Source organism: Phorcysia thermohydrogeniphila (assembly GCF_004339575.1).
In the GTDB taxonomy this organism is placed as follows: Bacteria; Aquificota; Aquificia; order Desulfurobacteriales; family Desulfurobacteriaceae; genus Phorcysia; species Phorcysia thermohydrogeniphila.
This window is the reverse complement of record NZ_SMFV01000002.1, coordinates 199,805-220,028: the sequence shown is the minus strand read 5'-3', so window position 1 is coordinate 220,028 and position 20,224 is coordinate 199,805. Positions and strand designations below refer to the sequence as shown.

Genomic DNA, 20,224 nt, shown 5'->3' with positions numbered 1-20,224 from the left:
CCATGGAAAACAGGGCAAAGGCTATCCTCGTATTTTTGCTCTTTATAGGTGCAGTTGTTTCTTCCTATTTTGCCCTTGAAACTTACATTGAAGCAAAACTTGTAGAGAAGTTCAGCAAAAGAATTAAGGAGCTCCCCTTCAACGTCTCCTGCGCTGAGATAGACTACAGTCTCCTCAAAAACACTATAACCCTCAAAGACATAAACACCAATATCCTTGGAATGAACATTTCCGTCAAAGCCGTAGAGATAGACCTTCCATTTACAGCGAGGAAGAAGGAGCTCCCCGACCGTATGCTGATAAAGGTTATAGGCCTTGAGTTCCCAAGCAGCCTAATCGGAATAACGAACACCCCGCGAACGATAGTAAACTTAGTAACCGGTTACTCCTTTGAAGACGACAGCTTACAGGTAATGTTGAAAACTTCTGTCTCCTCCCTTGGAGACCTCTCTTTACTCTGCAAGCTCAAAAACCTTTCAAAGAGGAAGCTGGAAAGAGCTCTCGCAGGGGTAATATCAGAGAGAAGAACCATTAGGGAAACTAAGATTGAGTATTTAGCCCTTAAGTACAAGGATAGGGGTTTTGTGCACGAGTACTTCAAACAGCAGGCTTTGGAAGAAGGGATAAGCGTAGAGGAACTTAAGAAAAAACTCATCACGTCAATCAACGAAAGTATCAATAAGGATAAGGTACTAATGGAGAGAATAGGTCAACCGTTAATTGAGTTCATAGAAAACCCTCACTGCATTGAGCTGATAGCTTACCCCGTTCTTCCAATCTCGTTGAAAGAGTTAAGTCTCCTCCTTAACGGTCATCCAGATTTAAGGAAAACGGCCGTTTGGTTAGGGATAAAATTCAAGGTGTGTAAATAAGATTACTTGTTTTTCATCCGTGCTTTTACTCTCTTTATCATTTCCTGAAGGGGAATGGGACGCACTTTTACGCTCTGTGAAGGACAAGCATTTACGCAGTGCATACAGCCGCTACAGATTTCAGGAAAGGCCGGAACAACGTTACCGTCATCATCAATTCCACGGGTATCGCACATCTGTAGGCAACGTTCACAGTTCTGACACTTTTCCCTATCTATCGTTTCAAGGAAAAAAGGAGTATAAAGGTGACCACCAAACGTAAGGTAGGCGTAGTTACCATCAGCATCAGAAATCAGGTCCTCTATCCTAACCTCTATATCCTCCAAACTGGAGGAGCAACCGATACCTCACAAGAAAGCATCCTCAGGACAGATCATCTTGCATATTCCGTCGCCTATGCAAAAATCCAAACTAATTAAAACTGCTACCTGTTTTCCTTCTATCTCCTGAAGTTCTATACACCCTTGCGGGCATACCTCCACGCACTCCCTGCACCCAGTACACCGGGAGGGGTCTATTCCCCCGGGATACTGAGGAAGAAAGGGAGAACCATCCTGACATAGTATTATCCTGCCCTTCCTGTCCTTACCAAAGGGGTACTTCATTCATCAGACCTTCCGAACTTCAGAATAGGTATAACGTTCTTAAAAGCTTCAAAGTTTAATATAAACATACTACGATGAAAAGAAATTGAGATACATCAATCCTTTCCCACTTCTATTCCGAACTCCTTTATCTTCCTCCTAAGAGTGTTCCTGTGGATGCCGAGAACAGAAGCTGCCCTTTGCTGGTTAAAGCCACAGAAACGTAGTACTTCCGAAATCAGTATCTTCTCTGCACTCTTTACAACGAGCTCGTAAAGGTTGCTCTTTTCTTTCTGCTCCAAGGTAAAAACTTCAACGACAAAGTTCTTTATCGCCTCCTCAAAGGAGGGAGTCTTTCGGGAAGTTAGAGAAGGTTTAAGGTCCTCAACGTCTATAACGTTAGTAGGAGAAACAATCATAGCCCTCAGTATCATGTTTTCAAGCTCCCTTACGTTTCCCGGAAACTCGTAGCTCATGAGCCATTCAACTGCCCTCTCTGTAAGCTCCTTAACCGGCAGCTTGAACTCCCTTGAAAACTTCCTGATAAAGTAGAGCGCAAGGGGTATGATGTCCTCCCTCCTCTCTCTAAGAGGGGGGAGCTCTATCGTTACTACGTTAAGCCGGAAGAAAAGGTCTTCTCTAAAGTTTCCTTTCTTGACCTCTTCCTCAAGGTTTCTGTTTGTTGCCGCAACTATCCTTACGTCAACTTTTATGGTTCTTTCCCCGCCAATTCTGCGAATTTCCTTCTCTTGAAGAACCCTTAAAAGCTTTGCTTGGAGTTCCAAGGGGAGCTCCCCTATCTCGTCAAGGAAGAGCGTCCCTCCATTTGCCTGCTCAAAAAGTCCCTTCTTTGAGGAGACTGCCCCTGTGAAGGCTCCTCTCTCATAGCCAAAGAGCTCCGCCTCAAGGAGGTTAGGCGGAAGAGCAGCACAGTTAACGGCGAGGAAGGGCTTGTCTTTTCTGTCCGAATACTTATGAATGGCCTTGGCTATCAGCTCTTTCCCAGTGCCACTTTCACCGGTTATTAAAACAGTAACGTCGCTCTTGGCTACCCTACCTACAAGTTTAAAGACCTCCTGCATTTTACGGCTCGTTCCGACTATCTCCTCGGAAGCCTCAGCCGTTTCCACCCCTTGAGAGTGGGAAGAGAGAACCTTATCCAGAATCTCCTTTATCTCTTCAAAGGAAAAAGGCTTTGTTATGTAGTCAACAGCACCCTTTTCCATTGCAGAAACGGTGTAGTCCATAGTCCCGTAGGCGGTAAGGATTACTATGGGAACCTCTTTAACCTCGTCCAGTATCTCTAAGCCACTCTTAGCCGGCATTTTTATGTCAACAAAGGCAACGTCAACTGGAGAGCTCTTTAAAATCTCCAAAGCCCTCTGGCCGTCCTCAACCTCAAGAACCTCGTGCCCCTGAGACTGGAGGTACTTCCTGAGTACTAACCTTATGCTCCTTTCATCATCGGCTATTAGTATCCTTGCCATCACTCCTCTTCATCGGCAAAAGTATTGTTACTTCCGTGCCCTTCCCTTTCTCGCTCTTTACTCTTATCTCTCCACCGTGCCTTCTCACTATCTCGTTAGTAATAAAAGCTCCAAGACCACTTCCCTTTTCCTTTGTGGTGTAGAAGGGAAGAAACAGGTTGGCAAGCTCTTCCTCGCTCATACCAACACCCGAATCTTTGACCCTTATAAATATGAATCCAGAGGGATGAATAGCGTAACCTGTCTCTATCCTTACCTCCTTTCTGGAAGACTCCGTAACTGCTTCAAGAGCATTCTTAAAGACGTTAATGAGGGCCTGAGTGATTCTATCAGGGTCAAGTAGAATCTCCGGGAGAGAGGGGTCAAAGTCGTACACAACGTTAACGCCACTCTCCCTCAACTCAGCCTCAAAGAGCTTAACGACCAACTGAATAATCTTATGGATATTCACCTCTTTTAAGTTCAGAACCGAAAAGTCAAAGCTCTTAACGACGTTATTTAACAGCCTCTCTATACGCTCCGTCTCCTCTATAAGGACAGACACAAGTTCCTCGTCATAGAGCTTAAGCTCCTTTAAACACTTCGCAGCTCCCTTTATCCCACTTAGAGGATTCCTTATCTCGTGGGAAAGCCCCTTAAGGAAGGCAACTATGTCCTTCTCAAAGGGACTCTCTGGAGCTGGCTGAACGACAACTATGACCCCTTTTACCTCTGAGGAAATAAAAAAGGGAGCAAAGTTCAAGAAGTATTGGCCGTCCTTAAAACCTAAAACTTCAACGAGGTTAGAAAAAGCCTCTGATATTTTTCTATCTATATCGGGAGCTCTCCTGAAAAAGGAAGAGAGTTTCTTTCCTTCAAGGTACTTAAACGACCTGTTTACGAGTATCTCAAACTTCTGGTTGACGTTAGTAATCCTCCCCTCCCCGTCGGTTATGGCAACCGGGAAGGGGATTGAAAAGAGGATATCCTCACCTTTCACGTAAGGGATAATCCTCCTTTACCACCACCTTTTGGAAACTCCTTTATCTTTGAAAGGTCTATAGAGCCCGGAGAGGCAAGCTCTATTCCGGCAGCTGCCGCCTTAAACTGCTGGTGGAACTCCTTAAGCCTTGACCTGTCACCAACAGGAATAATTGCAACTATCTGGCTTTTCAGTATGTAGGCCTCAACCGGCTCATTTGCAGTTGGGTCTAAGGGCATAATCGTCGCCTGAGCTCCCTTTGTCGTTGGAAGGAGAGCAAAGACACCTGCATCCTTTAGCTTCACGTACTCCGGCGTAACATCCTCAATAACGCCAATAATCCCAGAAGAGGGTATAACGCTATCTCCACCTGCCGTCTGAATAAAAACGAGTTTTCCCTTAAGGTTTTCCATCTTTCCTCCTTCAAGTGCCTTGTTGTTGGGATACTAAATATAATCCTATCGCTACAGCATTAGAGACGTTGAGGGAATTAACGTGTCCCCTCATTGGAATAGAGACAACATCATCAAGCTGTTTTAGGGCGCTCCTTGAAATTCCCTTTCCTTCAGAACCGGCTACAAGCCCGAGGGGAAAAGGGAACTGGTAGGAAGCTACGCTCTTCCCACCGGCCTCAAGTCCAATGAGCCAGCCCCCTGCCTCCTTAAACTCCCTAAGGGCGTTGACAAAACTCCCAACAACGGCAAAGGGAACATAGAAAACAGCTCCCGTTGATGCCTTAACGACGGTTTCTGTAATGCTGGCACTCCTATCCTTCGGTAGGACAATTCCAGTAACTCCAAAGGCGTCGGCAGAGCGGAAGATTGCCCCAAGGTTGTGGGGGTCCTCTATCCTGTCAAGGAAGAGGAGACAGCCATTAGTTGAAATCGTCATGTCAAGGAGCTCCCCAAAGTCTGCAGGCTCTACTGGGGAGACAACAGCAACTATTCCCTGATGCTTTTCAGTCTTTGCCAAGGCCAATAGTTTCTTCTTACCGGCCTTTACAACCTTAACGCCCCTCTTTTTAAGGAGGGGAAGAACCTTTTCCCTGTCCTTAAAACCTTCCTCAATAAAAACCTTAAGGATGGGATATCCAGCCCTTACCGCCTCAGCTACAGGGTTAACGCCGTATATAACCATTACTTGCTCACCTTTATGTCGTCCTCTGTTCCCTCTTCACCGTCAGGGCCGGGAGAGATAAGGGTAAAATGTTTGCCATCAGAAATGTAAATAAACTCGTTGCCCCAAGCGTCCTTCGGGACTTCATCCATGTAAGGCCCTTTCCAGTTCTTGGGAACGGGCTCCGTTTCAGGCTTTTCAACAAGTGCTTTTAAGCCCTGCTCAGTCGTAGGGTAAACGGAGTTGTGAAGTTTATAGAGCTTTAACGCCTGTTCAACGTTCTTCATCTGAACCTGAGTCGTCGTAACCTTTGCTTCCTCTCCACTCTTTAAGAACTTTGGAGCGACCAAAGCAGCGAGGAGACCGAGTATAACGATTACAATCATGAGCTCTATGAGAGTGAAACCAGCCCTAAGCTTTTTCATTCTATACCCCCCATCCTCAGCTTTTCCTAACAATTTCACAGAAGTTCTTTAGGAGCTTTAAGCCAGCCTTTTGACTTTTTTCTGGATGAAACTGGGTTGCAAAAATGTTGTCCTTCTCAACGGCAGACGTAAAGTAAATACCGTAATCGGTCTCGGTAAGCTTTACAGATTCACTGCGGGGCTTTACGTAGTAGGAGTGAACAAAGTAGAAGAACTCTCCTTCTCTTATGCCTTTTAGGAGCTCCGACTCCTTCTTCACGTAAACCTGATTCCAGCCCATATGGGGGATTTTAAATTCCTTTGGAAGCTCAAACCTAACAACTTCCCCCTCTATAAAGCCAAAACCCTCTGTCTCTCCAAACTCGTAACTCTTTTCAAAGAGGAGCTGAAGCCCAAGGCAGATTCCAAGGAGTGGCTTTCCTTTTTCAACCTCCTCTACTATACCCTCCCAAAGTCCTCTTTCTTTCAGGTTACGAACGGCATCCCTAAAAGCTCCAACGCCGGGAAGGACAAGCCCACTTGCACGTTTTAGCTTCTTAGGGTCGTCTGTAACAACAACCTCTGCCCCTACAAACTCTAATGCCTTGCTCACGCTACGCAGGTTTCCCATACCGTAGTCTATTACCACTATCACTTTATACCTCCGGGAAGAGACCCAAGAAGGTATTTAATGTCGTCATCTCCAAACATAACTCCCGCTCCAACGAAAAACCCTCTCCACTTACTGTAGAGGAGCTCATCTCCTCCGCCGTAGATAAACCAGTTGTCACCAAGCCTATACTTAATTCCTACCCTCAGGTGAGGCTCAATATCCTCGCCGTTTTTATCCTTCCTGCCGGTATCCCAAAGGTCAGAGAAAAAGGTAAGCCTATCGCTGTAAAGGTAGTCCAGTCCAACACCGCCGGTACTCTCTTTTAGGCCGCCCCTTAAGACAAACTTCCCTCCGGGATGTATCCACCTGTCCTCAAAGACCCTCGCATACTGTAAAGTAAATTCGGTCCTGTAATCGGTTTCCAACTCCTCTCGCTTCTCAACCGAACTGCCGTAGTTAATGTAGTAGGTTTTCCTATCAAGCTTACCTTGTGAGTCACCCACAACTTCAAGGAGGTAGTAGTGGTCAGCCGAAGGAACTATTTTTAGCGAGAAGACTCCTCTGCTGTCTCCAGTCCTTAAGTTTACGTCTCCCCTAAAACCAATGTAGGTTCTTGTCTCTTCAAACTTGTCGGCAAGTTTCCCTAAGGTCTTGGCAGTTTTTGAAAGGCTATTATAGAGCTCCTCATCGTTAAAGAGCTTACCAACAGTTCCTTCCCCTTTATTCACCTTTGCCAAGAGCTCTCTGAGCTCCGCCGATATCTCTTTCATGTTCTCAACAGCTTCATCTATATTCTGAAGGTTCTGCTCGTTCAGAAGCCTTTCAACTCCTATCACAAGGCCATCTATTCTTTCTACTATCTTGGGAACTCTCTCTGCCAGTAGTTTAAGGTTAATAACTGTCTTCCTTATATCCTCCCTGTTCTCTAAGGCGATCTCTGAAAGTTGACTTGTCAAGGTGTTGACGTTGTCCATCACTTGTGGAAGTTCCTCCTTCAGCACCGAAGAGAGGGCAAGAAGGTTTTTAACGATTTCCCCAATGGACTTCCTGTTCTCTTCAATCAAAGAATTAATGTTGTTAACAGCTCTATCAACGCTTTCAGAGAGCTGGGTAATCCTTTCCATAAGAATGGCAAGTCTGTTCTTTCCGTCCGGTGTAAGGAGAGCTCCGTTAAACTTGGCAATGAGCTCGTTTAAAGAAGTCATTACCTCATCCATTGAGACCGAAGCCTGCGTATTCTCCAGCTTTGAGCCGGGCGGGAGTTCTGGGGCTTCAGGACTTCCGGGGTCAAGCTCAATGTACTTCTCTCCCATCAGTCCCATAGTTTCTATACGGGCTTTAGCGTTGGCGTAAAGCTTGACAGGTTTAAAGAAGACGATTTCAACTATTGCCTTTCCATCCTTCATATTTACGCTTGAAACCTTTCCAACAGTTACGCCAGCAATCCTTACGGGAGCGTCCTTTTCAAGACCTGCAACGTTTTTAAACGTAAGGAAATAACGCTGGTCAGCTCTTTCTCCTCTGAACTTTAAAGGTTCAAGAGTTGTAGCTATAACGCCAATCCCTATAAAACTCAGAATGACAAACGCCCCTACTTTGGCCTCTAATGTTAGCTTCCCCATCTTTATAGCTCCATCATCGCTGTTATCGGTCCATCAGGCTCACCGTTTATAAACTGTTTGACGACAGGGTTTTCTGACTTCTTTATTTCTTCAGGCGTCCCTATCTCAACAACTTTACCGCCCCACAGAATCGCTATCCTGTCAGCTATCCTAAAAGCGCTAGTCATATCGTGGCTGACAACAACGCAGGTCTTCCCAAACTCCTTCTTCAGTTTCAGTATGAGCCTGTCAAGAACGGCCGTCATAACCGGGTCAAGGCCGGAAGTTGGCTCGTCAAAGAGGATACACCTTGGGTTCATACAGAGAGCCCTCGCAACGGCAACCCTCTTTCTCATACCGCCTGAGAGCTCTGAAGGGTACAAATCTTCCGTTCCGGAAAGGCCAAGGAGAGATAGGTAATACTTAGCCTTCTCCCTAGCTTCCTTCTCTTTAATCCCCTTCTTCTCTACAAGGTAGAAGGCAACGTTGTACCAGACGGGAAGGGAATCAAAGAGAGCTCCATTCTGGAACACGTAAGTTAAGGTTTCCCGAAATCTTATAAACTCCTCGCCACTTAAATTCAGGACATCCATTCCGTAAACGTAGATTTTCCCAGAATCTGGCTTGAGTAGTCCCGCAATCTGCTTTAGGAGAACACTCTTACCCGTTCCCGAAGGCCCTATTACGACAAAGATCTCACCGTCGTAAACAGTAAAAGAAACCCCATCGTGGACAACATTTGTCCCGAAAGATTTTTTGAGATCTTCAACAACTATTGCCTCTTTCATAGGTCAAAGAGCCTCATTACGTAGGTTATCAGGTAGTCAAATATGAGAATCGCTATTGAAGACGTAACAACCGCCCTCGTTGTGGACTCTCCAACACCCTTTGCACCACCCCTTGTAGAGTACCCGTAAAGACAGCTTATGGTCGCAATGAGGAAACCGAAAATCGCCGCCTTTATCAGGCCATGGTAAACGTCATCCATCTCCGCAAGGATTTCGGTATAGCGCATGTAAAGGGTTTTATTAACATCAAACAGGTAAATGCTGATGATGTACCCGCCGATATAACCAACGATGTCAGAGATTAGCGTGAGAACTGTAACAGCTATGACAGTCGTGTAAACTCTCGGGGTAATTAGATACTTGATTGGATTAACGGCCATCATCTCTAAGGCGTCTATCTGCTCTGTAACCTTCATCGTTCCAATCTCTGCAGCCATGGCAGAGCCGGCGCGGGCAGTTACAAGCAGGGCAGAGAGAACAGGGGCCAGCTCCCTCGCCATTGAAATTGCAACAACCCCTCCTATCATATACTCAGCGTTAAAGCGGTGAAAGGCAACGTAAGTTTCAAGGGCGATAACGCCTCCAGTAAAGAAGGAGGTTATAGCTATAACCGGCAGAGAGTCGGTTCCTATGGTAGCCAAGTAGTAAATGTAACGTTTGAACCGAAACGGCCTTCTGAAAGCAAGAAAGAGCGCCTTTAGCGAAATGATGAACCATTTCCCCCAAAACTCCAAAAATTCTATGACTTTCCTACCTACTGCCTCAAATAACCCTACTAACACCCACATACTCCGAAAGATTAGACTTTTGCAATTATACAACCTTACCACCTTGATTTTAGGAAGATTAAGCTATATTTCCTAAACTTTAGCTAACAAACTACCAAGCAAAAGGAGAGGAGAAATGGCTGAGGAGAGAAGCCTTGAGCAGAAGATAGTTGAACAGAGGAAAGAAAAGGCTCAAAAACTTAAGGAGCTCGGTTATGAACCTTACGCATACAACTACAACGTAACAGCATCAGCCGGAGAGCTCATCAAGAAATTCGGAAGGCACAAGGACAAGGAAGAGCGTCCCTCCATTTGCCTGCTCAAAAAGTCCCTTCTTTGAGGAGACTGCCCCTGTGAAGGCTCCTCTCTCATAGCCAAAGAGCTCCGCCTCAAGGAGGTTAGGCGGAAGAGCAGCACAGTTAACGGCGAGGAAGGGCTTGTCTTTTCTGTCCGAATACTTATGAATGGCCTTGGCTATCAGCTCTTTCCCAGTGCCACTTTCACCGGTTATTAAAACAGTAACGTCGCTCTTGGCTACCCTACCTACAAGTTTAAAGACCTCCTGCATTTTACGGCTCGTTCCGACTATCTCCTCGGAAGCCTCAGCCGTTTCCACCCCTTGAGAGTGGGAAGAGAGAACCTTATCCAGAATCTCCTTTATCTCTTCAAAGGAAAAAGGCTTTGTTATGTAGTCAACAGCACCCTTTTCCATTGCAGAAACGGTGTAGTCCATAGTCCCGTAGGCGGTAAGGATTACTATGGGAACCTCTTTAACCTCGTCCAGTATCTCTAAGCCACTCTTAGCCGGCATTTTTATGTCAACAAAGGCAACGTCAACTGGAGAGCTCTTTAAAATCTCCAAAGCCCTCTGGCCGTCCTCAACCTCAAGAACCTCGTGCCCCTGAGACTGGAGGTACTTCCTGAGTACTAACCTTATGCTCCTTTCATCATCGGCTATTAGTATCCTTGCCATCACTCCTCTTCATCGGCAAAAGTATTGTTACTTCCGTGCCCTTCCCTTTCTCGCTCTTTACTCTTATCTCTCCACCGTGCCTTCTCACTATCTCGTTAGTAATAAAAGCTCCAAGACCACTTCCCTTTTCCTTTGTGGTGTAGAAGGGAAGAAACAGGTTGGCAAGCTCTTCCTCGCTCATACCAACACCCGAATCTTTGACCCTTATAAATATGAATCCAGAGGGATGAATAGCGTAACCTGTCTCTATCCTTACCTCCTTTCTGGAAGACTCCGTAACTGCTTCAAGAGCATTCTTAAAGACGTTAATGAGGGCCTGAGTGATTCTATCAGGGTCAAGTAGAATCTCCGGGAGAGAGGGGTCAAAGTCGTACACAACGTTAACGCCACTCTCCCTCAACTCAGCCTCAAAGAGCTTAACGACCAACTGAATAATCTTATGGATATTCACCTCTTTTAAGTTCAGAACCGAAAAGTCAAAGCTCTTAACGACGTTATTTAACAGCCTCTCTATACGCTCCGTCTCCTCTATAAGGACAGACACAAGTTCCTCGTCATAGAGCTTAAGCTCCTTTAAACACTTCGCAGCTCCCTTTATCCCACTTAGAGGATTCCTTATCTCGTGGGAAAGCCCCTTAAGGAAGGCAACTATGTCCTTCTCAAAGGGACTCTCTGGAGCTGGCTGAACGACAACTATGACCCCTTTTACCTCTGAGGAAATAAAAAAGGGAGCAAAGTTCAAGAAGTATTGGCCGTCCTTAAAACCTAAAACTTCAACGAGGTTAGAAAAAGCCTCTGATATTTTTCTATCTATATCGGGAGCTCTCCTGAAAAAGGAAGAGAGTTTCTTTCCTTCAAGGTACTTAAACGACCTGTTTACGAGTATCTCAAACTTCTGGTTGACGTTAGTAATCCTCCCCTCCCCGTCGGTTATGGCAACCGGGAAGGGGATTGAAAAGAGGATATCCTCACCTTTCACGTAAGGGATAATCCTCCTTTACCACCACCTTTTGGAAACTCCTTTATCTTTGAAAGGTCTATAGAGCCCGGAGAGGCAAGCTCTATTCCGGCAGCTGCCGCCTTAAACTGCTGGTGGAACTCCTTAAGCCTTGACCTGTCACCAACAGGAATAATTGCAACTATCTGGCTTTTCAGTATGTAGGCCTCAACCGGCTCATTTGCAGTTGGGTCTAAGGGCATAATCGTCGCCTGAGCTCCCTTTGTCGTTGGAAGGAGAGCAAAGACACCTGCATCCTTTAGCTTCACGTACTCCGGCGTAACATCCTCAATAACGCCAATAATCCCAGAAGAGGGTATAACGCTATCTCCACCTGCCGTCTGAATAAAAACGAGTTTTCCCTTAAGGTTTTCCATCTTTCCTCCTTCAAGTGCCTTGTTGTTGGGATACTAAATATAATCCTATCGCTACAGCATTAGAGACGTTGAGGGAATTAACGTGTCCCCTCATTGGAATAGAGACAACATCATCAAGCTGTTTTAGGGCGCTCCTTGAAATTCCCTTTCCTTCAGAACCGGCTACAAGCCCGAGGGGAAAAGGGAACTGGTAGGAAGCTACGCTCTTCCCACCGGCCTCAAGTCCAATGAGCCAGCCCCCTGCCTCCTTAAACTCCCTAAGGGCGTTGACAAAACTCCCAACAACGGCAAAGGGAACATAGAAAACAGCTCCCGTTGATGCCTTAACGACGGTTTCTGTAATGCTGGCACTCCTATCCTTCGGTAGGACAATTCCAGTAACTCCAAAGGCGTCGGCAGAGCGGAAGATTGCCCCAAGGTTGTGGGGGTCCTCTATCCTGTCAAGGAAGAGGAGACAGCCATTAGTTGAAATCGTCATGTCAAGGAGCTCCCCAAAGTCTGCAGGCTCTACTGGGGAGACAACAGCAACTATTCCCTGATGCTTTTCAGTCTTTGCCAAGGCCAATAGTTTCTTCTTACCGGCCTTTACAACCTTAACGCCCCTCTTTTTAAGGAGGGGAAGAACCTTTTCCCTGTCCTTAAAACCTTCCTCAATAAAAACCTTAAGGATGGGATATCCAGCCCTTACCGCCTCAGCTACAGGGTTAACGCCGTATATAACCATTACTTGCTCACCTTTATGTCGTCCTCTGTTCCCTCTTCACCGTCAGGGCCGGGAGAGATAAGGGTAAAATGTTTGCCATCAGAAATGTAAATAAACTCGTTGCCCCAAGCGTCCTTCGGGACTTCATCCATGTAAGGCCCTTTCCAGTTCTTGGGAACGGGCTCCGTTTCAGGCTTTTCAACAAGTGCTTTTAAGCCCTGCTCAGTCGTAGGGTAAACGGAGTTGTGAAGTTTATAGAGCTTTAACGCCTGTTCAACGTTCTTCATCTGAACCTGAGTCGTCGTAACCTTTGCTTCCTCTCCACTCTTTAAGAACTTTGGAGCGACCAAAGCAGCGAGGAGACCGAGTATAACGATTACAATCATGAGCTCTATGAGAGTGAAACCAGCCCTAAGCTTTTTCATTCTATACCCCCCATCCTCAGCTTTTCCTAACAATTTCACAGAAGTTCTTTAGGAGCTTTAAGCCAGCCTTTTGACTTTTTTCTGGATGAAACTGGGTTGCAAAAATGTTGTCCTTCTCAACGGCAGACGTAAAGTAAATACCGTAATCGGTCTCGGTAAGCTTTACAGATTCACTGCGGGGCTTTACGTAGTAGGAGTGAACAAAGTAGAAGAACTCTCCTTCTCTTATGCCTTTTAGGAGCTCCGACTCCTTCTTCACGTAAACCTGATTCCAGCCCATATGGGGGATTTTAAATTCCTTTGGAAGCTCAAACCTAACAACTTCCCCCTCTATAAAGCCAAAACCCTCTGTCTCTCCAAACTCGTAACTCTTTTCAAAGAGGAGCTGAAGCCCAAGGCAGATTCCAAGGAGTGGCTTTCCTTTTTCAACCTCCTCTACTATACCCTCCCAAAGTCCTCTTTCTTTCAGGTTACGAACGGCATCCCTAAAAGCTCCAACGCCGGGAAGGACAAGCCCACTTGCACGTTTTAGCTTCTTAGGGTCGTCTGTAACAACAACCTCTGCCCCTACAAACTCTAATGCCTTGCTCACGCTACGCAGGTTTCCCATACCGTAGTCTATTACCACTATCACTTTATACCTCCGGGAAGAGACCCAAGAAGGTATTTAATGTCGTCATCTCCAAACATAACTCCCGCTCCAACGAAAAACCCTCTCCACTTACTGTAGAGGAGCTCATCTCCTCCGCCGTAGATAAACCAGTTGTCACCAAGCCTATACTTAATTCCTACCCTCAGGTGAGGCTCAATATCCTCGCCGTTTTTATCCTTCCTGCCGGTATCCCAAAGGTCAGAGAAAAAGGTAAGCCTATCGCTGTAAAGGTAGTCCAGTCCAACACCGCCGGTACTCTCTTTTAGGCCGCCCCTTAAGACAAACTTCCCTCCGGGATGTATCCACCTGTCCTCAAAGACCCTCGCATACTGTAAAGTAAATTCGGTCCTGTAATCGGTTTCCAACTCCTCTCGCTTCTCAACCGAACTGCCGTAGTTAATGTAGTAGGTTTTCCTATCAAGCTTACCTTGTGAGTCACCCACAACTTCAAGGAGGTAGTAGTGGTCAGCCGAAGGAACTATTTTTAGCGAGAAGACTCCTCTGCTGTCTCCAGTCCTTAAGTTTACGTCTCCCCTAAAACCAATGTAGGTTCTTGTCTCTTCAAACTTGTCGGCAAGTTTCCCTAAGGTCTTGGCAGTTTTTGAAAGGCTATTATAGAGCTCCTCATCGTTAAAGAGCTTACCAACAGTTCCTTCCCCTTTATTCACCTTTGCCAAGAGCTCTCTGAGCTCCGCCGATATCTCTTTCATGTTCTCAACAGCTTCATCTATATTCTGAAGGTTCTGCTCGTTCAGAAGCCTTTCAACTCCTATCACAAGGCCATCTATTCTTTCTACTATCTTGGGAACTCTCTCTGCCAGTAGTTTAAGGTTAATAACTGTCTTCCTTATATCCTCCCTGTTCTCTAAGGCGATCTCTGAAAGTTGACTTGTCAAGGTGTTGACGTTGTCCATCACTTGTGGAAGTTCCTCCTTCAGCACCGAAGAGAGGGCAAGAAGGTTTTTAACGATTTCCCCAATGGACTTCCTGTTCTCTTCAATCAAAGAATTAATGTTGTTAACAGCTCTATCAACGCTTTCAGAGAGCTGGGTAATCCTTTCCATAAGAATGGCAAGTCTGTTCTTTCCGTCCGGTGTAAGGAGAGCTCCGTTAAACTTGGCAATGAGCTCGTTTAAAGAAGTCATTACCTCATCCATTGAGACCGAAGCCTGCGTATTCTCCAGCTTTGAGCCGGGCGGGAGTTCTGGGGCTTCAGGACTTCCGGGGTCAAGCTCAATGTACTTCTCTCCCATCAGTCCCATAGTTTCTATACGGGCTTTAGCGTTGGCGTAAAGCTTGACAGGTTTAAAGAAGACGATTTCAACTATTGCCTTTCCATCCTTCATATTTACGCTTGAAACCTTTCCAACAGTTACGCCAGCAATCCTTACGGGAGCGTCCTTTTCAAGACCTGCAACGTTTTTAAACGTAAGGAAATAACGCTGGTCAGCTCTTTCTCCTCTGAACTTTAAAGGTTCAAGAGTTGTAGCTATAACGCCAATCCCTATAAAACTCAGAATGACAAACGCCCCTACTTTGGCCTCTAATGTTAGCTTCCCCATCTTTATAGCTCCATCATCGCTGTTATCGGTCCATCAGGCTCACCGTTTATAAACTGTTTGACGACAGGGTTTTCTGACTTCTTTATTTCTTCAGGCGTCCCTATCTCAACAACTTTACCGCCCCACAGAATCGCTATCCTGTCAGCTATCCTAAAAGCGCTAGTCATATCGTGGCTGACAACAACGCAGGTCTTCCCAAACTCCTTCTTCAGTTTCAGTATGAGCCTGTCAAGAACGGCCGTCATAACCGGGTCAAGGCCGGAAGTTGGCTCGTCAAAGAGGATACACCTTGGGTTCATACAGAGAGCCCTCGCAACGGCAACCCTCTTTCTCATACCGCCTGAGAGCTCTGAAGGGTACAAATCTTCCGTTCCGGAAAGGCCAAGGAGAGATAGGTAATACTTAGCCTTCTCCCTAGCTTCCTTCTCTTTAATCCCCTTCTTCTCTACAAGGTAGAAGGCAACGTTGTACCAGACGGGAAGGGAATCAAAGAGAGCTCCATTCTGGAACACGTAAGTTAAGGTTTCCCGAAATCTTATAAACTCCTCGCCACTTAAATTCAGGACATCCATTCCGTAAACGTAGATTTTCCCAGAATCTGGCTTGAGTAGTCCCGCAATCTGCTTTAGGAGAACACTCTTACCCGTTCCCGAAGGCCCTATTACGACAAAGATCTCACCGTCGTAAACAGTAAAAGAAACCCCATCGTGGACAACATTTGTCCCGAAAGATTTTTTGAGATCTTCAACAACTATTGCCTCTTTCATAGGTCAAAGAGCCTCATTACGTAGGTTATCAGGTAGTCAAATATGAGAATCGCTATTGAAGACGTAACAACCGCCCTCGTTGTGGACTCTCCAACACCCTTTGCACCACCCCTTGTAGAGTACCCGTAAAGACAGCTTATGGTCGCAATGAGGAAACCGAAAATCGCCGCCTTTATCAGGCCATGGTAAACGTCATCCATCTCCGCAAGGATTTCGGTATAGCGCATGTAAAGGGTTTTATTAACATCAAACAGGTAAATGCTGATGATGTACCCGCCGATATAACCAACGATGTCAGAGATTAGCGTGAGAACTGTAACAGCTATGACAGTCGTGTAAACTCTCGGGGTAATTAGATACTTGATTGGATTAACGGCCATCATCTCTAAGGCGTCTATCTGCTCTGTAACCTTCATCGTTCCAATCTCTGCAGCCATGGCAGAGCCGGCGCGGGCAGTTACAAGCAGGGCAGAGAGAACAGGGGCCAGCTCCCTCGCCATTGAAATTGCAACAACCCCTCCTATCATATACTCAGCGTTAAAGCGGTGAAAGGCAACGTAAGTTTCAAGGGCGATAACGCCTCCAGTAAAGAAGGAGGTTATAGCTATAACCGGCAGAGAGTCGGTTCCTATGGTAGCCAAGTAGTAAATGTAACGTTTGAACCGAAACGGCCTTCTGAAAGCAAGAAAGAGCGCCTTTAGCGAAATGATGAACCATTTCCCCCAAAACTCCAAAAATTCTATGACTTTCCTACCTACTGCCTCAAATAACCCTACTAACACCCACATACTCCGAAAGATTAGACTTTTGCAATTATACAACCTTACCACCTTGATTTTAGGAAGATTAAGCTATATTTCCTAAACTTTAGCTAACAAACTACCAAGCAAAAGGAGAGGAGAAATGGCTGAGGAGAGAAGCCTTGAGCAGAAGATAGTTGAACAGAGGAAAGAAAAGGCTCAAAAACTTAAGGAGCTCGGTTATGAACCTTACGCATACAACTACAACGTAACAGCATCAGCCGGAGAGCTCATCAAGAAATTCGGAAGGCACAAGGACAAGGAAGAAAGGGAAAACGAACAGCTGCCGGAAGAAGAGGTATCCCTTGCCGGCAGAATTATGTCAATGAGGGTAATGGGTAAGGCTGCCTTTTTCCACATTCAGGACGGCACAGATAGGATTCAGTGTTACATCAGGAGAGATACAGTTGGAGCAGATTTCTACAATCAAGTCTTTAAAAAGCTCATAGATATCGGAGATATCGTTGGCGTCAAAGGAAAGCTTTTTAGGACGGGAACCGGAGAGCTGACCATTGAAGTAACAGAGTTAACGCCGCTCACAAAGTCCTTAAGGCCTCTACCGGAAAAGTGGCACGGGCTGAAAGACGTTGAGAAACGTTATAGACAGCGTTACTTGGACCTCATAGTAAACCCGGAAGTAAGGGAGATATTCAGAACCCGCGCCAAGATAATCAAGAAAATACGTGAGTTCCTTGATAAGAGGGGTTTCATTGAAGTGGAAACTCCAATACTTCAGCCTATAGCCTCCGGAGCTGCCGCAAAGCCATTTATCACTCACTACAACGCCCTTGACACAGACGTTTACCTGCGTATAGCACCAGAGCTCTACCTCAAAAGGCTCATAGTCGGCGGATTTGAAAGGGTCTACGAGCTCGGGAAGAACTTCAGAAACGAAGGAATCAGCACACGCCACAACCCTGAGTTCACAATGGTTGAGTGGTACATGGCCTACGTCGACTACTACGACCTGATGGAGATGACAGAAGAGCTCTTTGAGGAGCTCCTTGACGAAATATTTGGCAAGGGCGTAAGGGAGATTGAGTATCAAGGAGTAAAACTCTCCTTTAAGAGGCCATTCAGGAGAATCTCTTTCCTTGGAGAGCTCTCAAAGAAGACAGGGCTAACAGAGGATGAGCTCCTTCACGACGAGGAAAAGGTTTTAGCCAAGGCAAAGGAGGTAGGCATAGAGAAGGCAGAGGAGCTCTCCCACTTTAAGAGGGTTCAGGAACTGTTTGAAACCTTAGTTGAGCCAGAGCTCATTCAACCAACCTTTGTAATTGACTTCCCCAAGGCTATATCCCCACTTGCAAAAGAAAAGAGGGATAACCCTGAACTTGTTGAAAGGTTTGAGCTCATAATCTTTGGAAGGGAAATAGCAAACGCCTACACCGAGCTCAACAACCCAGAAGAGCAGGAAAAGAGGTTCAGACAGCAACTTGAAGAAAGGGCAAAAGGTGACGAAGAGGCCATGGAGTACGACGAGGACTTTGTTACTGCCCTTGAGTACGGAATGCCACCGACGGCCGGTGAGGGTATCGGAATAGACAGACTCGTGATGCTCTTCACAAACAAGGACTCAATCAGGGAAGTTCTCCTCTTCCCTCAGTTAAGACCAGAGAAGAAGTCTGAAGAAGGTAAAGAGGAAGAAACTTGTGAATCTAAATAAAAAGTAAAAGGGGGAGGCAACTCCCCCTTTAATTGTTATTCTTCAACTTCTACAGTAACTTCCTCGCTGTGCCAAAGGCCGTGAAGGTTACAGTAAGCGTGGGCTGAGAGCTTTGTAGTCTCCTCAAGCTTCACCTTAAAGACAACCTCAGAAGCAGCCCTTTCAGGCTCAAGGTCTGCCTTTCCTACAAGAAAGTCTCCTGCCCAAAGGGAAATGCTCTGAATCCAGTGCTCCTTAGTATTTGGGTGGGGAATGTCTTTTCCAACTACAACCTTAACGTCAAACCACTCCCCCTTCTTTACCTTTGCAGGAGCTTCAACTACTGGAGTATGTTTCCTCTTTCCTTCTGGTTCTGGACCAAATACCTTCATCTCCTCCTCCTTTATACTAAGTGGTATTTACCTAAGCATTCCTTTAACAATTACGTCCACAGCTTCGTCTTCGTCAAGTCCCCTCGCCATAAGGGTCTCAAGCTGTTTCTTATCTATACTACCAACGGCAGCCTCGTGGGTTACCTTTGCAGTCTCGTTGTCAACAACAACTATAGGAATTGCCTTCACAGTAACATCGTCTCCCCTTACTATTTCAGAACAGTCTATGTGTCCCCTTGAGTAGTCGCCAAGTCCGTAGGTCTCTCCGTAGAACTCAGCCTTGGTGTTTCCAAGGGCCATTAACCTACTCTTAGCTATAGCCCTTGAGTACTTACCCTTCAGGTACATGATATCCTTGACGTATATCTCATCACCGTCCCTTCCGGCTATCTTCGTTTCAACGTCTGCAGTAGCGTGGTCAAGGATATCAACGACGTACTCTACCCTTACCTTTCCTGCGTTGTTTGAGTCTATCTTGAAAAGACTCTTGTAAGAAGCTCTCTCTTCTACTACTCCCTCTGAGCGAGCGTCTATTACTATGTCGGTGTCTTTCTCGTGGTAGTGAATCTCTGATACCTCAAGGGAAGCACCCTTCCTTACCCTGAACTTCGTCCTGCTTATGTGCTTAAGGTTCTTACCCTTGAAGGCACAGTGGGAAATCATCTTCACCTTAGCGCCTTCTCCGATATCCACCGTGATATCAATAAGCTGGTCTCCAGTACCAAGCTTTGATAGGCACATGTGAACAGGCTTCTCAATCACGACTCCGGGCAGGACACTTATCTTGACCTCTATCCTGTCCTCGTGAGCCCTCTTCTCAATGGAAATTCCGGGATAGGGAACTTCCCTGATAACCTTGTGCCCCTCAATGACTATTGAAGGATTCTTCAGTATGTCCTTCGGCAGTCCCAAAGAGAGGATGTTATTCAAAAGCTTATCTACCCTTTCCATCTTTCTCCCCCTTCTGTTCAAAGTCTAAGACGTCACAAACTTTGCACTCTTCAAACTTCCTCTTGATGCTCTGAGGGTCTGACGTTTCAAGAACTTTTCCACCACAGAGGAGAGAAGCCCTATCGGCAACGTCAAGGAGCTTCTCGTTATGGGTAATCATCAGAACCGTTATTCCCTCTTCCTTCATAGTCTCCAGTATCTTCTGGATGTCCTCTATTGAGGTAAAGTCAATTCCCGAGTCTATCTCATCAAGAACTACGAACTTTGGCTTAAAGGCCAAGATACTTGCAAGCTCTACCCTCTTCCTCTCTCCACCGGAGAGGGAGTCGTCAACGAACCTTTTAAGGTAAACTTCAGGAACTAACCCTACCTCTTCAAGGCACTTCCTAATATCAACGTCAGGGTTGTTACGGGCAGAGAGCTTGAGGTACTCCTCAACAGTTACCCCTTCAAACCTTGCAGGCTCTTGCCAAGCGAGGGTTATTCCAAGCTTTGCCCTTTCGTAAACCTCAAGACCGTTGATAACCTTACCGTCAAAGATAATTTCTCCTTCTGTAGGGGATTTCAGGTCATCAATACCCATAATGAGCTTTGCAAGAGTTGACTTACCTGCACCGTTTGGACCTAAAATGGCGTGAATCTCCCCTCTATTGACCTCTAAGTTAACTCCCTTCAGAATCGCCTTTCCGTCAATGGTTAGCTTCACGTTATCTACCTTTAAGATTGGCTCCATCGCCACCTCCTTGGAGAGCTTAGTATCAATCTTAATACCAAAGTGAAGTTTTGT

26 protein-coding genes are annotated in these 20,224 nt (G+C 46.0%); 3 read left to right on the top strand and 23 right to left on the bottom strand.

Features of this window, described 5'->3' with window-relative positions; translation table 11 throughout:
• Positions 1–2 precede the first annotated feature (2 nt).
• The gene (locus CLV27_RS03755) at positions 3–872 is read left to right on the top strand and encodes a hypothetical protein (protein WP_132525956.1); all 870 of its coding nucleotides are present in this window, start codon (positions 3–5) and stop codon (positions 870–872) included.
• 2 nt (positions 873–874) lie between these two features.
• On the opposite strand, the gene CLV27_RS03750 is transcribed toward CLV27_RS03755, so the two are convergent.
• The 11 genes from CLV27_RS03750 to CLV27_RS03700 all read right to left on the bottom strand — a co-directional run bounded on the left by CLV27_RS03750 (position 875) and on the right by CLV27_RS03700 (position 9,208).
• Positions 875–1,198, bottom strand: a complete 324-nt coding sequence (locus CLV27_RS03750) for an ATP-binding protein (RefSeq protein ID WP_132525954.1) — start codon at positions 1,196–1,198, stop codon at positions 875–877.
• A gap of 21 nt (positions 1,199–1,219) precedes the next feature.
• Positions 1,220–1,477, bottom strand: a complete 258-nt coding sequence (locus tag CLV27_RS03745; RefSeq protein ID WP_132525952.1) for a 4Fe-4S binding protein — start codon at positions 1,475–1,477, stop codon at positions 1,220–1,222.
• A gap of 95 nt (positions 1,478–1,572) precedes the next feature.
• Positions 1,573–2,943: a sigma-54-dependent transcriptional regulator gene (locus CLV27_RS03740; protein WP_132525950.1), complete on the bottom strand. Its 1,371-nt coding sequence runs from the start codon at positions 2,941–2,943 to the stop codon at positions 1,573–1,575.
• Positions 2,918–3,922 (bottom strand): two-component system sensor histidine kinase NtrB, encoded by a 1,005-nt coding sequence (locus tag CLV27_RS03735; protein ID WP_132525946.1) that lies wholly within the window; start codon positions 3,920–3,922, stop codon positions 2,918–2,920. The genes CLV27_RS03740 and CLV27_RS03735 overlap by 26 nt, the downstream gene beginning before the upstream one ends.
• A complete protein-coding gene (locus tag CLV27_RS03730) occupies positions 3,919–4,317 on the bottom strand; it encodes a hypothetical protein (RefSeq protein ID WP_132525944.1) in 399 nt (132 codons plus the stop codon). The genes CLV27_RS03735 and CLV27_RS03730 overlap by 4 nt, the downstream gene beginning before the upstream one ends.
• A 10-nt stretch (positions 4,318–4,327) precedes the next feature.
• Positions 4,328–5,041 carry a 23S rRNA (guanosine(2251)-2'-O)-methyltransferase RlmB gene (rlmB, locus tag CLV27_RS03725; protein WP_132525943.1) on the bottom strand — a complete coding sequence of 238 codons (714 nt, stop codon included), beginning with the start codon at positions 5,039–5,041 and terminating at the stop codon, positions 4,328–4,330.
• Positions 5,041–5,445 carry a type II secretion system major pseudopilin GspG gene (gene gspG, locus CLV27_RS03720; protein WP_132525941.1) on the bottom strand — a complete coding sequence of 135 codons (405 nt, stop codon included), beginning with the start codon at positions 5,443–5,445 and terminating at the stop codon, positions 5,041–5,043. The genes rlmB (CLV27_RS03725) and gspG (CLV27_RS03720) overlap by 1 nt, the downstream gene beginning before the upstream one ends.
• Before the next feature lie 16 nt (positions 5,446–5,461).
• Positions 5,462–6,079 (bottom strand): imidazole glycerol phosphate synthase subunit HisH, encoded by a 618-nt coding sequence (gene hisH, locus CLV27_RS03715; protein ID WP_132525939.1) that lies wholly within the window; start codon positions 6,077–6,079, stop codon positions 5,462–5,464.
• A complete protein-coding gene (locus CLV27_RS03710) occupies positions 6,076–7,659 on the bottom strand; it encodes an MlaD family protein (RefSeq protein WP_132525937.1) in 1,584 nt (527 codons plus the stop codon). The genes hisH (CLV27_RS03715) and CLV27_RS03710 overlap by 4 nt, the downstream gene beginning before the upstream one ends.
• 2 nt (positions 7,660–7,661) lie before the next feature.
• On the bottom strand, positions 7,662–8,426 hold the full coding sequence (locus CLV27_RS03705) for an ABC transporter ATP-binding protein (protein ID WP_132525935.1): 765 nt from the start codon (positions 8,424–8,426) through the stop codon (positions 7,662–7,664).
• Complete coding sequence (locus CLV27_RS03700; protein WP_243644863.1) at positions 8,423–9,208, bottom strand: MlaE family ABC transporter permease; 786 nt, start codon at positions 9,206–9,208, stop codon at positions 8,423–8,425. The genes CLV27_RS03705 and CLV27_RS03700 overlap by 4 nt, the downstream gene beginning before the upstream one ends.
• 121 nt (positions 9,209–9,329) lie before the next feature.
• Here CLV27_RS03700 and CLV27_RS03695 point away from each other — a divergent pair, with 121 nt between their 5' ends.
• Positions 9,330–9,533, top strand: coding sequence for a hypothetical protein (locus tag CLV27_RS03695; protein ID WP_207891601.1), 204 nt, complete (start codon positions 9,330–9,332; stop codon positions 9,531–9,533).
• Here CLV27_RS03695 and CLV27_RS03690 read toward each other — a convergent pair.
• Genes CLV27_RS03690 through CLV27_RS03650 form a run of 9 tightly spaced genes read right to left on the bottom strand, consistent with a single transcriptional unit; the run spans position 9,444 to position 16,431 of the window.
• Positions 9,444–10,166 (bottom strand): sigma-54-dependent transcriptional regulator, encoded by a 723-nt coding sequence (locus CLV27_RS03690; RefSeq protein WP_132525948.1) that lies wholly within the window; start codon positions 10,164–10,166, stop codon positions 9,444–9,446. The two genes, CLV27_RS03695 and CLV27_RS03690, sit on opposite strands and share 90 nt — an antisense overlap.
• Positions 10,141–11,145, bottom strand: a complete 1,005-nt coding sequence (locus CLV27_RS03685; RefSeq protein ID WP_132525946.1) for a two-component system sensor histidine kinase NtrB — start codon at positions 11,143–11,145, stop codon at positions 10,141–10,143. Before CLV27_RS03685 ends, CLV27_RS03690 begins: the two co-directional genes overlap by 26 nt.
• Complete coding sequence (locus CLV27_RS03680) at positions 11,142–11,540, bottom strand: hypothetical protein (RefSeq protein WP_132525944.1); 399 nt, start codon at positions 11,538–11,540, stop codon at positions 11,142–11,144. The genes CLV27_RS03685 and CLV27_RS03680 overlap by 4 nt, the downstream gene beginning before the upstream one ends.
• 10 nt (positions 11,541–11,550) lie before the next feature.
• The gene (gene rlmB, locus CLV27_RS03675) at positions 11,551–12,264 is read right to left on the bottom strand and encodes a 23S rRNA (guanosine(2251)-2'-O)-methyltransferase RlmB (protein WP_132525943.1); all 714 of its coding nucleotides are present in this window, start codon (positions 12,262–12,264) and stop codon (positions 11,551–11,553) included.
• Positions 12,264–12,668 carry a type II secretion system major pseudopilin GspG gene (gene gspG / locus CLV27_RS03670; RefSeq protein ID WP_132525941.1) on the bottom strand — a complete coding sequence of 135 codons (405 nt, stop codon included), beginning with the start codon at positions 12,666–12,668 and terminating at the stop codon, positions 12,264–12,266. The genes rlmB (CLV27_RS03675) and gspG (CLV27_RS03670) overlap by 1 nt, the downstream gene beginning before the upstream one ends.
• A 16-nt stretch (positions 12,669–12,684) precedes the next feature.
• A complete protein-coding gene (hisH, locus tag CLV27_RS03665; RefSeq protein WP_132525939.1) occupies positions 12,685–13,302 on the bottom strand; it encodes an imidazole glycerol phosphate synthase subunit HisH in 618 nt (205 codons plus the stop codon).
• Complete coding sequence (locus CLV27_RS03660) at positions 13,299–14,882, bottom strand: MlaD family protein (protein WP_132525937.1); 1,584 nt, start codon at positions 14,880–14,882, stop codon at positions 13,299–13,301. Before CLV27_RS03660 ends, hisH (CLV27_RS03665) begins: the two co-directional genes overlap by 4 nt.
• 2 nt (positions 14,883–14,884) lie before the next feature.
• Complete coding sequence (locus tag CLV27_RS03655) at positions 14,885–15,649, bottom strand: ABC transporter ATP-binding protein (protein WP_132525935.1); 765 nt, start codon at positions 15,647–15,649, stop codon at positions 14,885–14,887.
• Positions 15,646–16,431, bottom strand: coding sequence for an MlaE family ABC transporter permease (locus CLV27_RS03650; RefSeq protein WP_243644863.1), 786 nt, complete (start codon positions 16,429–16,431; stop codon positions 15,646–15,648). Before CLV27_RS03650 ends, CLV27_RS03655 begins: the two co-directional genes overlap by 4 nt.
• A gap of 121 nt (positions 16,432–16,552) precedes the next feature.
• Here CLV27_RS03650 and lysS point away from each other — a divergent pair, with 121 nt between their 5' ends.
• Positions 16,553–18,115 (top strand): lysine--tRNA ligase, encoded by a 1,563-nt coding sequence (lysS, locus tag CLV27_RS03645; RefSeq protein WP_132525931.1) that lies wholly within the window; start codon positions 16,553–16,555, stop codon positions 18,113–18,115.
• Between the two features lie 35 nt (positions 18,116–18,150).
• Here the strand turns inward: lysS and CLV27_RS03640 are convergent, their stop codons facing one another.
• Genes CLV27_RS03640 through CLV27_RS03630 form a run of 3 tightly spaced genes read right to left on the bottom strand, consistent with a single transcriptional unit; the run spans position 18,151 to position 20,170 of the window.
• A complete protein-coding gene (locus CLV27_RS03640) occupies positions 18,151–18,486 on the bottom strand; it encodes a class II SORL domain-containing protein (protein ID WP_132525929.1) in 336 nt (111 codons plus the stop codon).
• Between the two features lie 27 nt (positions 18,487–18,513).
• Entirely contained in the window at positions 18,514–19,437 is a 924-nt protein-coding gene (locus tag CLV27_RS03635; protein ID WP_132525927.1) for a SufB/SufD family protein, read from the bottom strand.
• Positions 19,421–20,170 carry an ABC transporter ATP-binding protein gene (locus CLV27_RS03630; protein ID WP_132525925.1) on the bottom strand — a complete coding sequence of 250 codons (750 nt, stop codon included), beginning with the start codon at positions 20,168–20,170 and terminating at the stop codon, positions 19,421–19,423. Before CLV27_RS03630 ends, CLV27_RS03635 begins: the two co-directional genes overlap by 17 nt.
• Between the last annotated feature and the right edge of the window lie 54 nt (positions 20,171–20,224).

Excerpts from the sequence above, each read along its gene's own strand:
- CLV27_RS03635 (WP_132525927.1), bottom strand. The coding sequence starts at position 19,437 with ATGGAAAGGGTAGATAAGCTTTTGAATAACATCCTCTCTTTGGGACTG.
- rlmB (WP_132525943.1), bottom strand. The coding sequence starts at position 12,264 with ATGGTTATATACGGCGTTAACCCTGTAGCTGAGGCGGTAAGGGCTGGA.
- CLV27_RS03710 (WP_132525937.1), bottom strand. The coding sequence starts at position 7,659 with ATGGGGAAGCTAACATTAGAGGCCAAAGTAGGGGCGTTTGTCATTCTG.
- lysS (WP_132525931.1), top strand. The coding sequence starts at position 16,553 with ATGGCTGAGGAGAGAAGCCTTGAGCAGAAGATAGTTGAACAGAGGAAA.
- CLV27_RS03755 (WP_132525956.1), top strand. The coding sequence starts at position 3 with ATGGAAAACAGGGCAAAGGCTATCCTCGTATTTTTGCTCTTTATAGGT.
- CLV27_RS03730 (WP_132525944.1), bottom strand. The coding sequence starts at position 4,317 with ATGGAAAACCTTAAGGGAAAACTCGTTTTTATTCAGACGGCAGGTGGA.
- CLV27_RS03690 (WP_132525948.1), bottom strand. The coding sequence starts at position 10,166 with ATGGCAAGGATACTAATAGCCGATGATGAAAGGAGCATAAGGTTAGTA.
- gspG (WP_132525941.1), bottom strand. The coding sequence starts at position 5,445 with ATGAAAAAGCTTAGGGCTGGTTTCACTCTCATAGAGCTCATGATTGTA.
- CLV27_RS03695 (WP_207891601.1), top strand. The coding sequence starts at position 9,330 with ATGGCTGAGGAGAGAAGCCTTGAGCAGAAGATAGTTGAACAGAGGAAA.
- CLV27_RS03705 (WP_132525935.1), bottom strand. The coding sequence starts at position 8,426 with ATGAAAGAGGCAATAGTTGTTGAAGATCTCAAAAAATCTTTCGGGACA.
- CLV27_RS03640 (WP_132525929.1), bottom strand. The coding sequence starts at position 18,486 with ATGAAGGTATTTGGTCCAGAACCAGAAGGAAAGAGGAAACATACTCCA.
- CLV27_RS03740 (WP_132525950.1), bottom strand. The coding sequence starts at position 2,943 with ATGGCAAGGATACTAATAGCCGATGATGAAAGGAGCATAAGGTTAGTA.
- gspG (WP_132525941.1), bottom strand. The coding sequence starts at position 12,668 with ATGAAAAAGCTTAGGGCTGGTTTCACTCTCATAGAGCTCATGATTGTA.
- CLV27_RS03660 (WP_132525937.1), bottom strand. The coding sequence starts at position 14,882 with ATGGGGAAGCTAACATTAGAGGCCAAAGTAGGGGCGTTTGTCATTCTG.
- CLV27_RS03745 (WP_132525952.1), bottom strand. The coding sequence starts at position 1,477 with ATGAAGTACCCCTTTGGTAAGGACAGGAAGGGCAGGATAATACTATGT.
- CLV27_RS03630 (WP_132525925.1), bottom strand. The coding sequence starts at position 20,170 with ATGGAGCCAATCTTAAAGGTAGATAACGTGAAGCTAACCATTGACGGA.
- rlmB (WP_132525943.1), bottom strand. The coding sequence starts at position 5,041 with ATGGTTATATACGGCGTTAACCCTGTAGCTGAGGCGGTAAGGGCTGGA.
- CLV27_RS03655 (WP_132525935.1), bottom strand. The coding sequence starts at position 15,649 with ATGAAAGAGGCAATAGTTGTTGAAGATCTCAAAAAATCTTTCGGGACA.
- CLV27_RS03680 (WP_132525944.1), bottom strand. The coding sequence starts at position 11,540 with ATGGAAAACCTTAAGGGAAAACTCGTTTTTATTCAGACGGCAGGTGGA.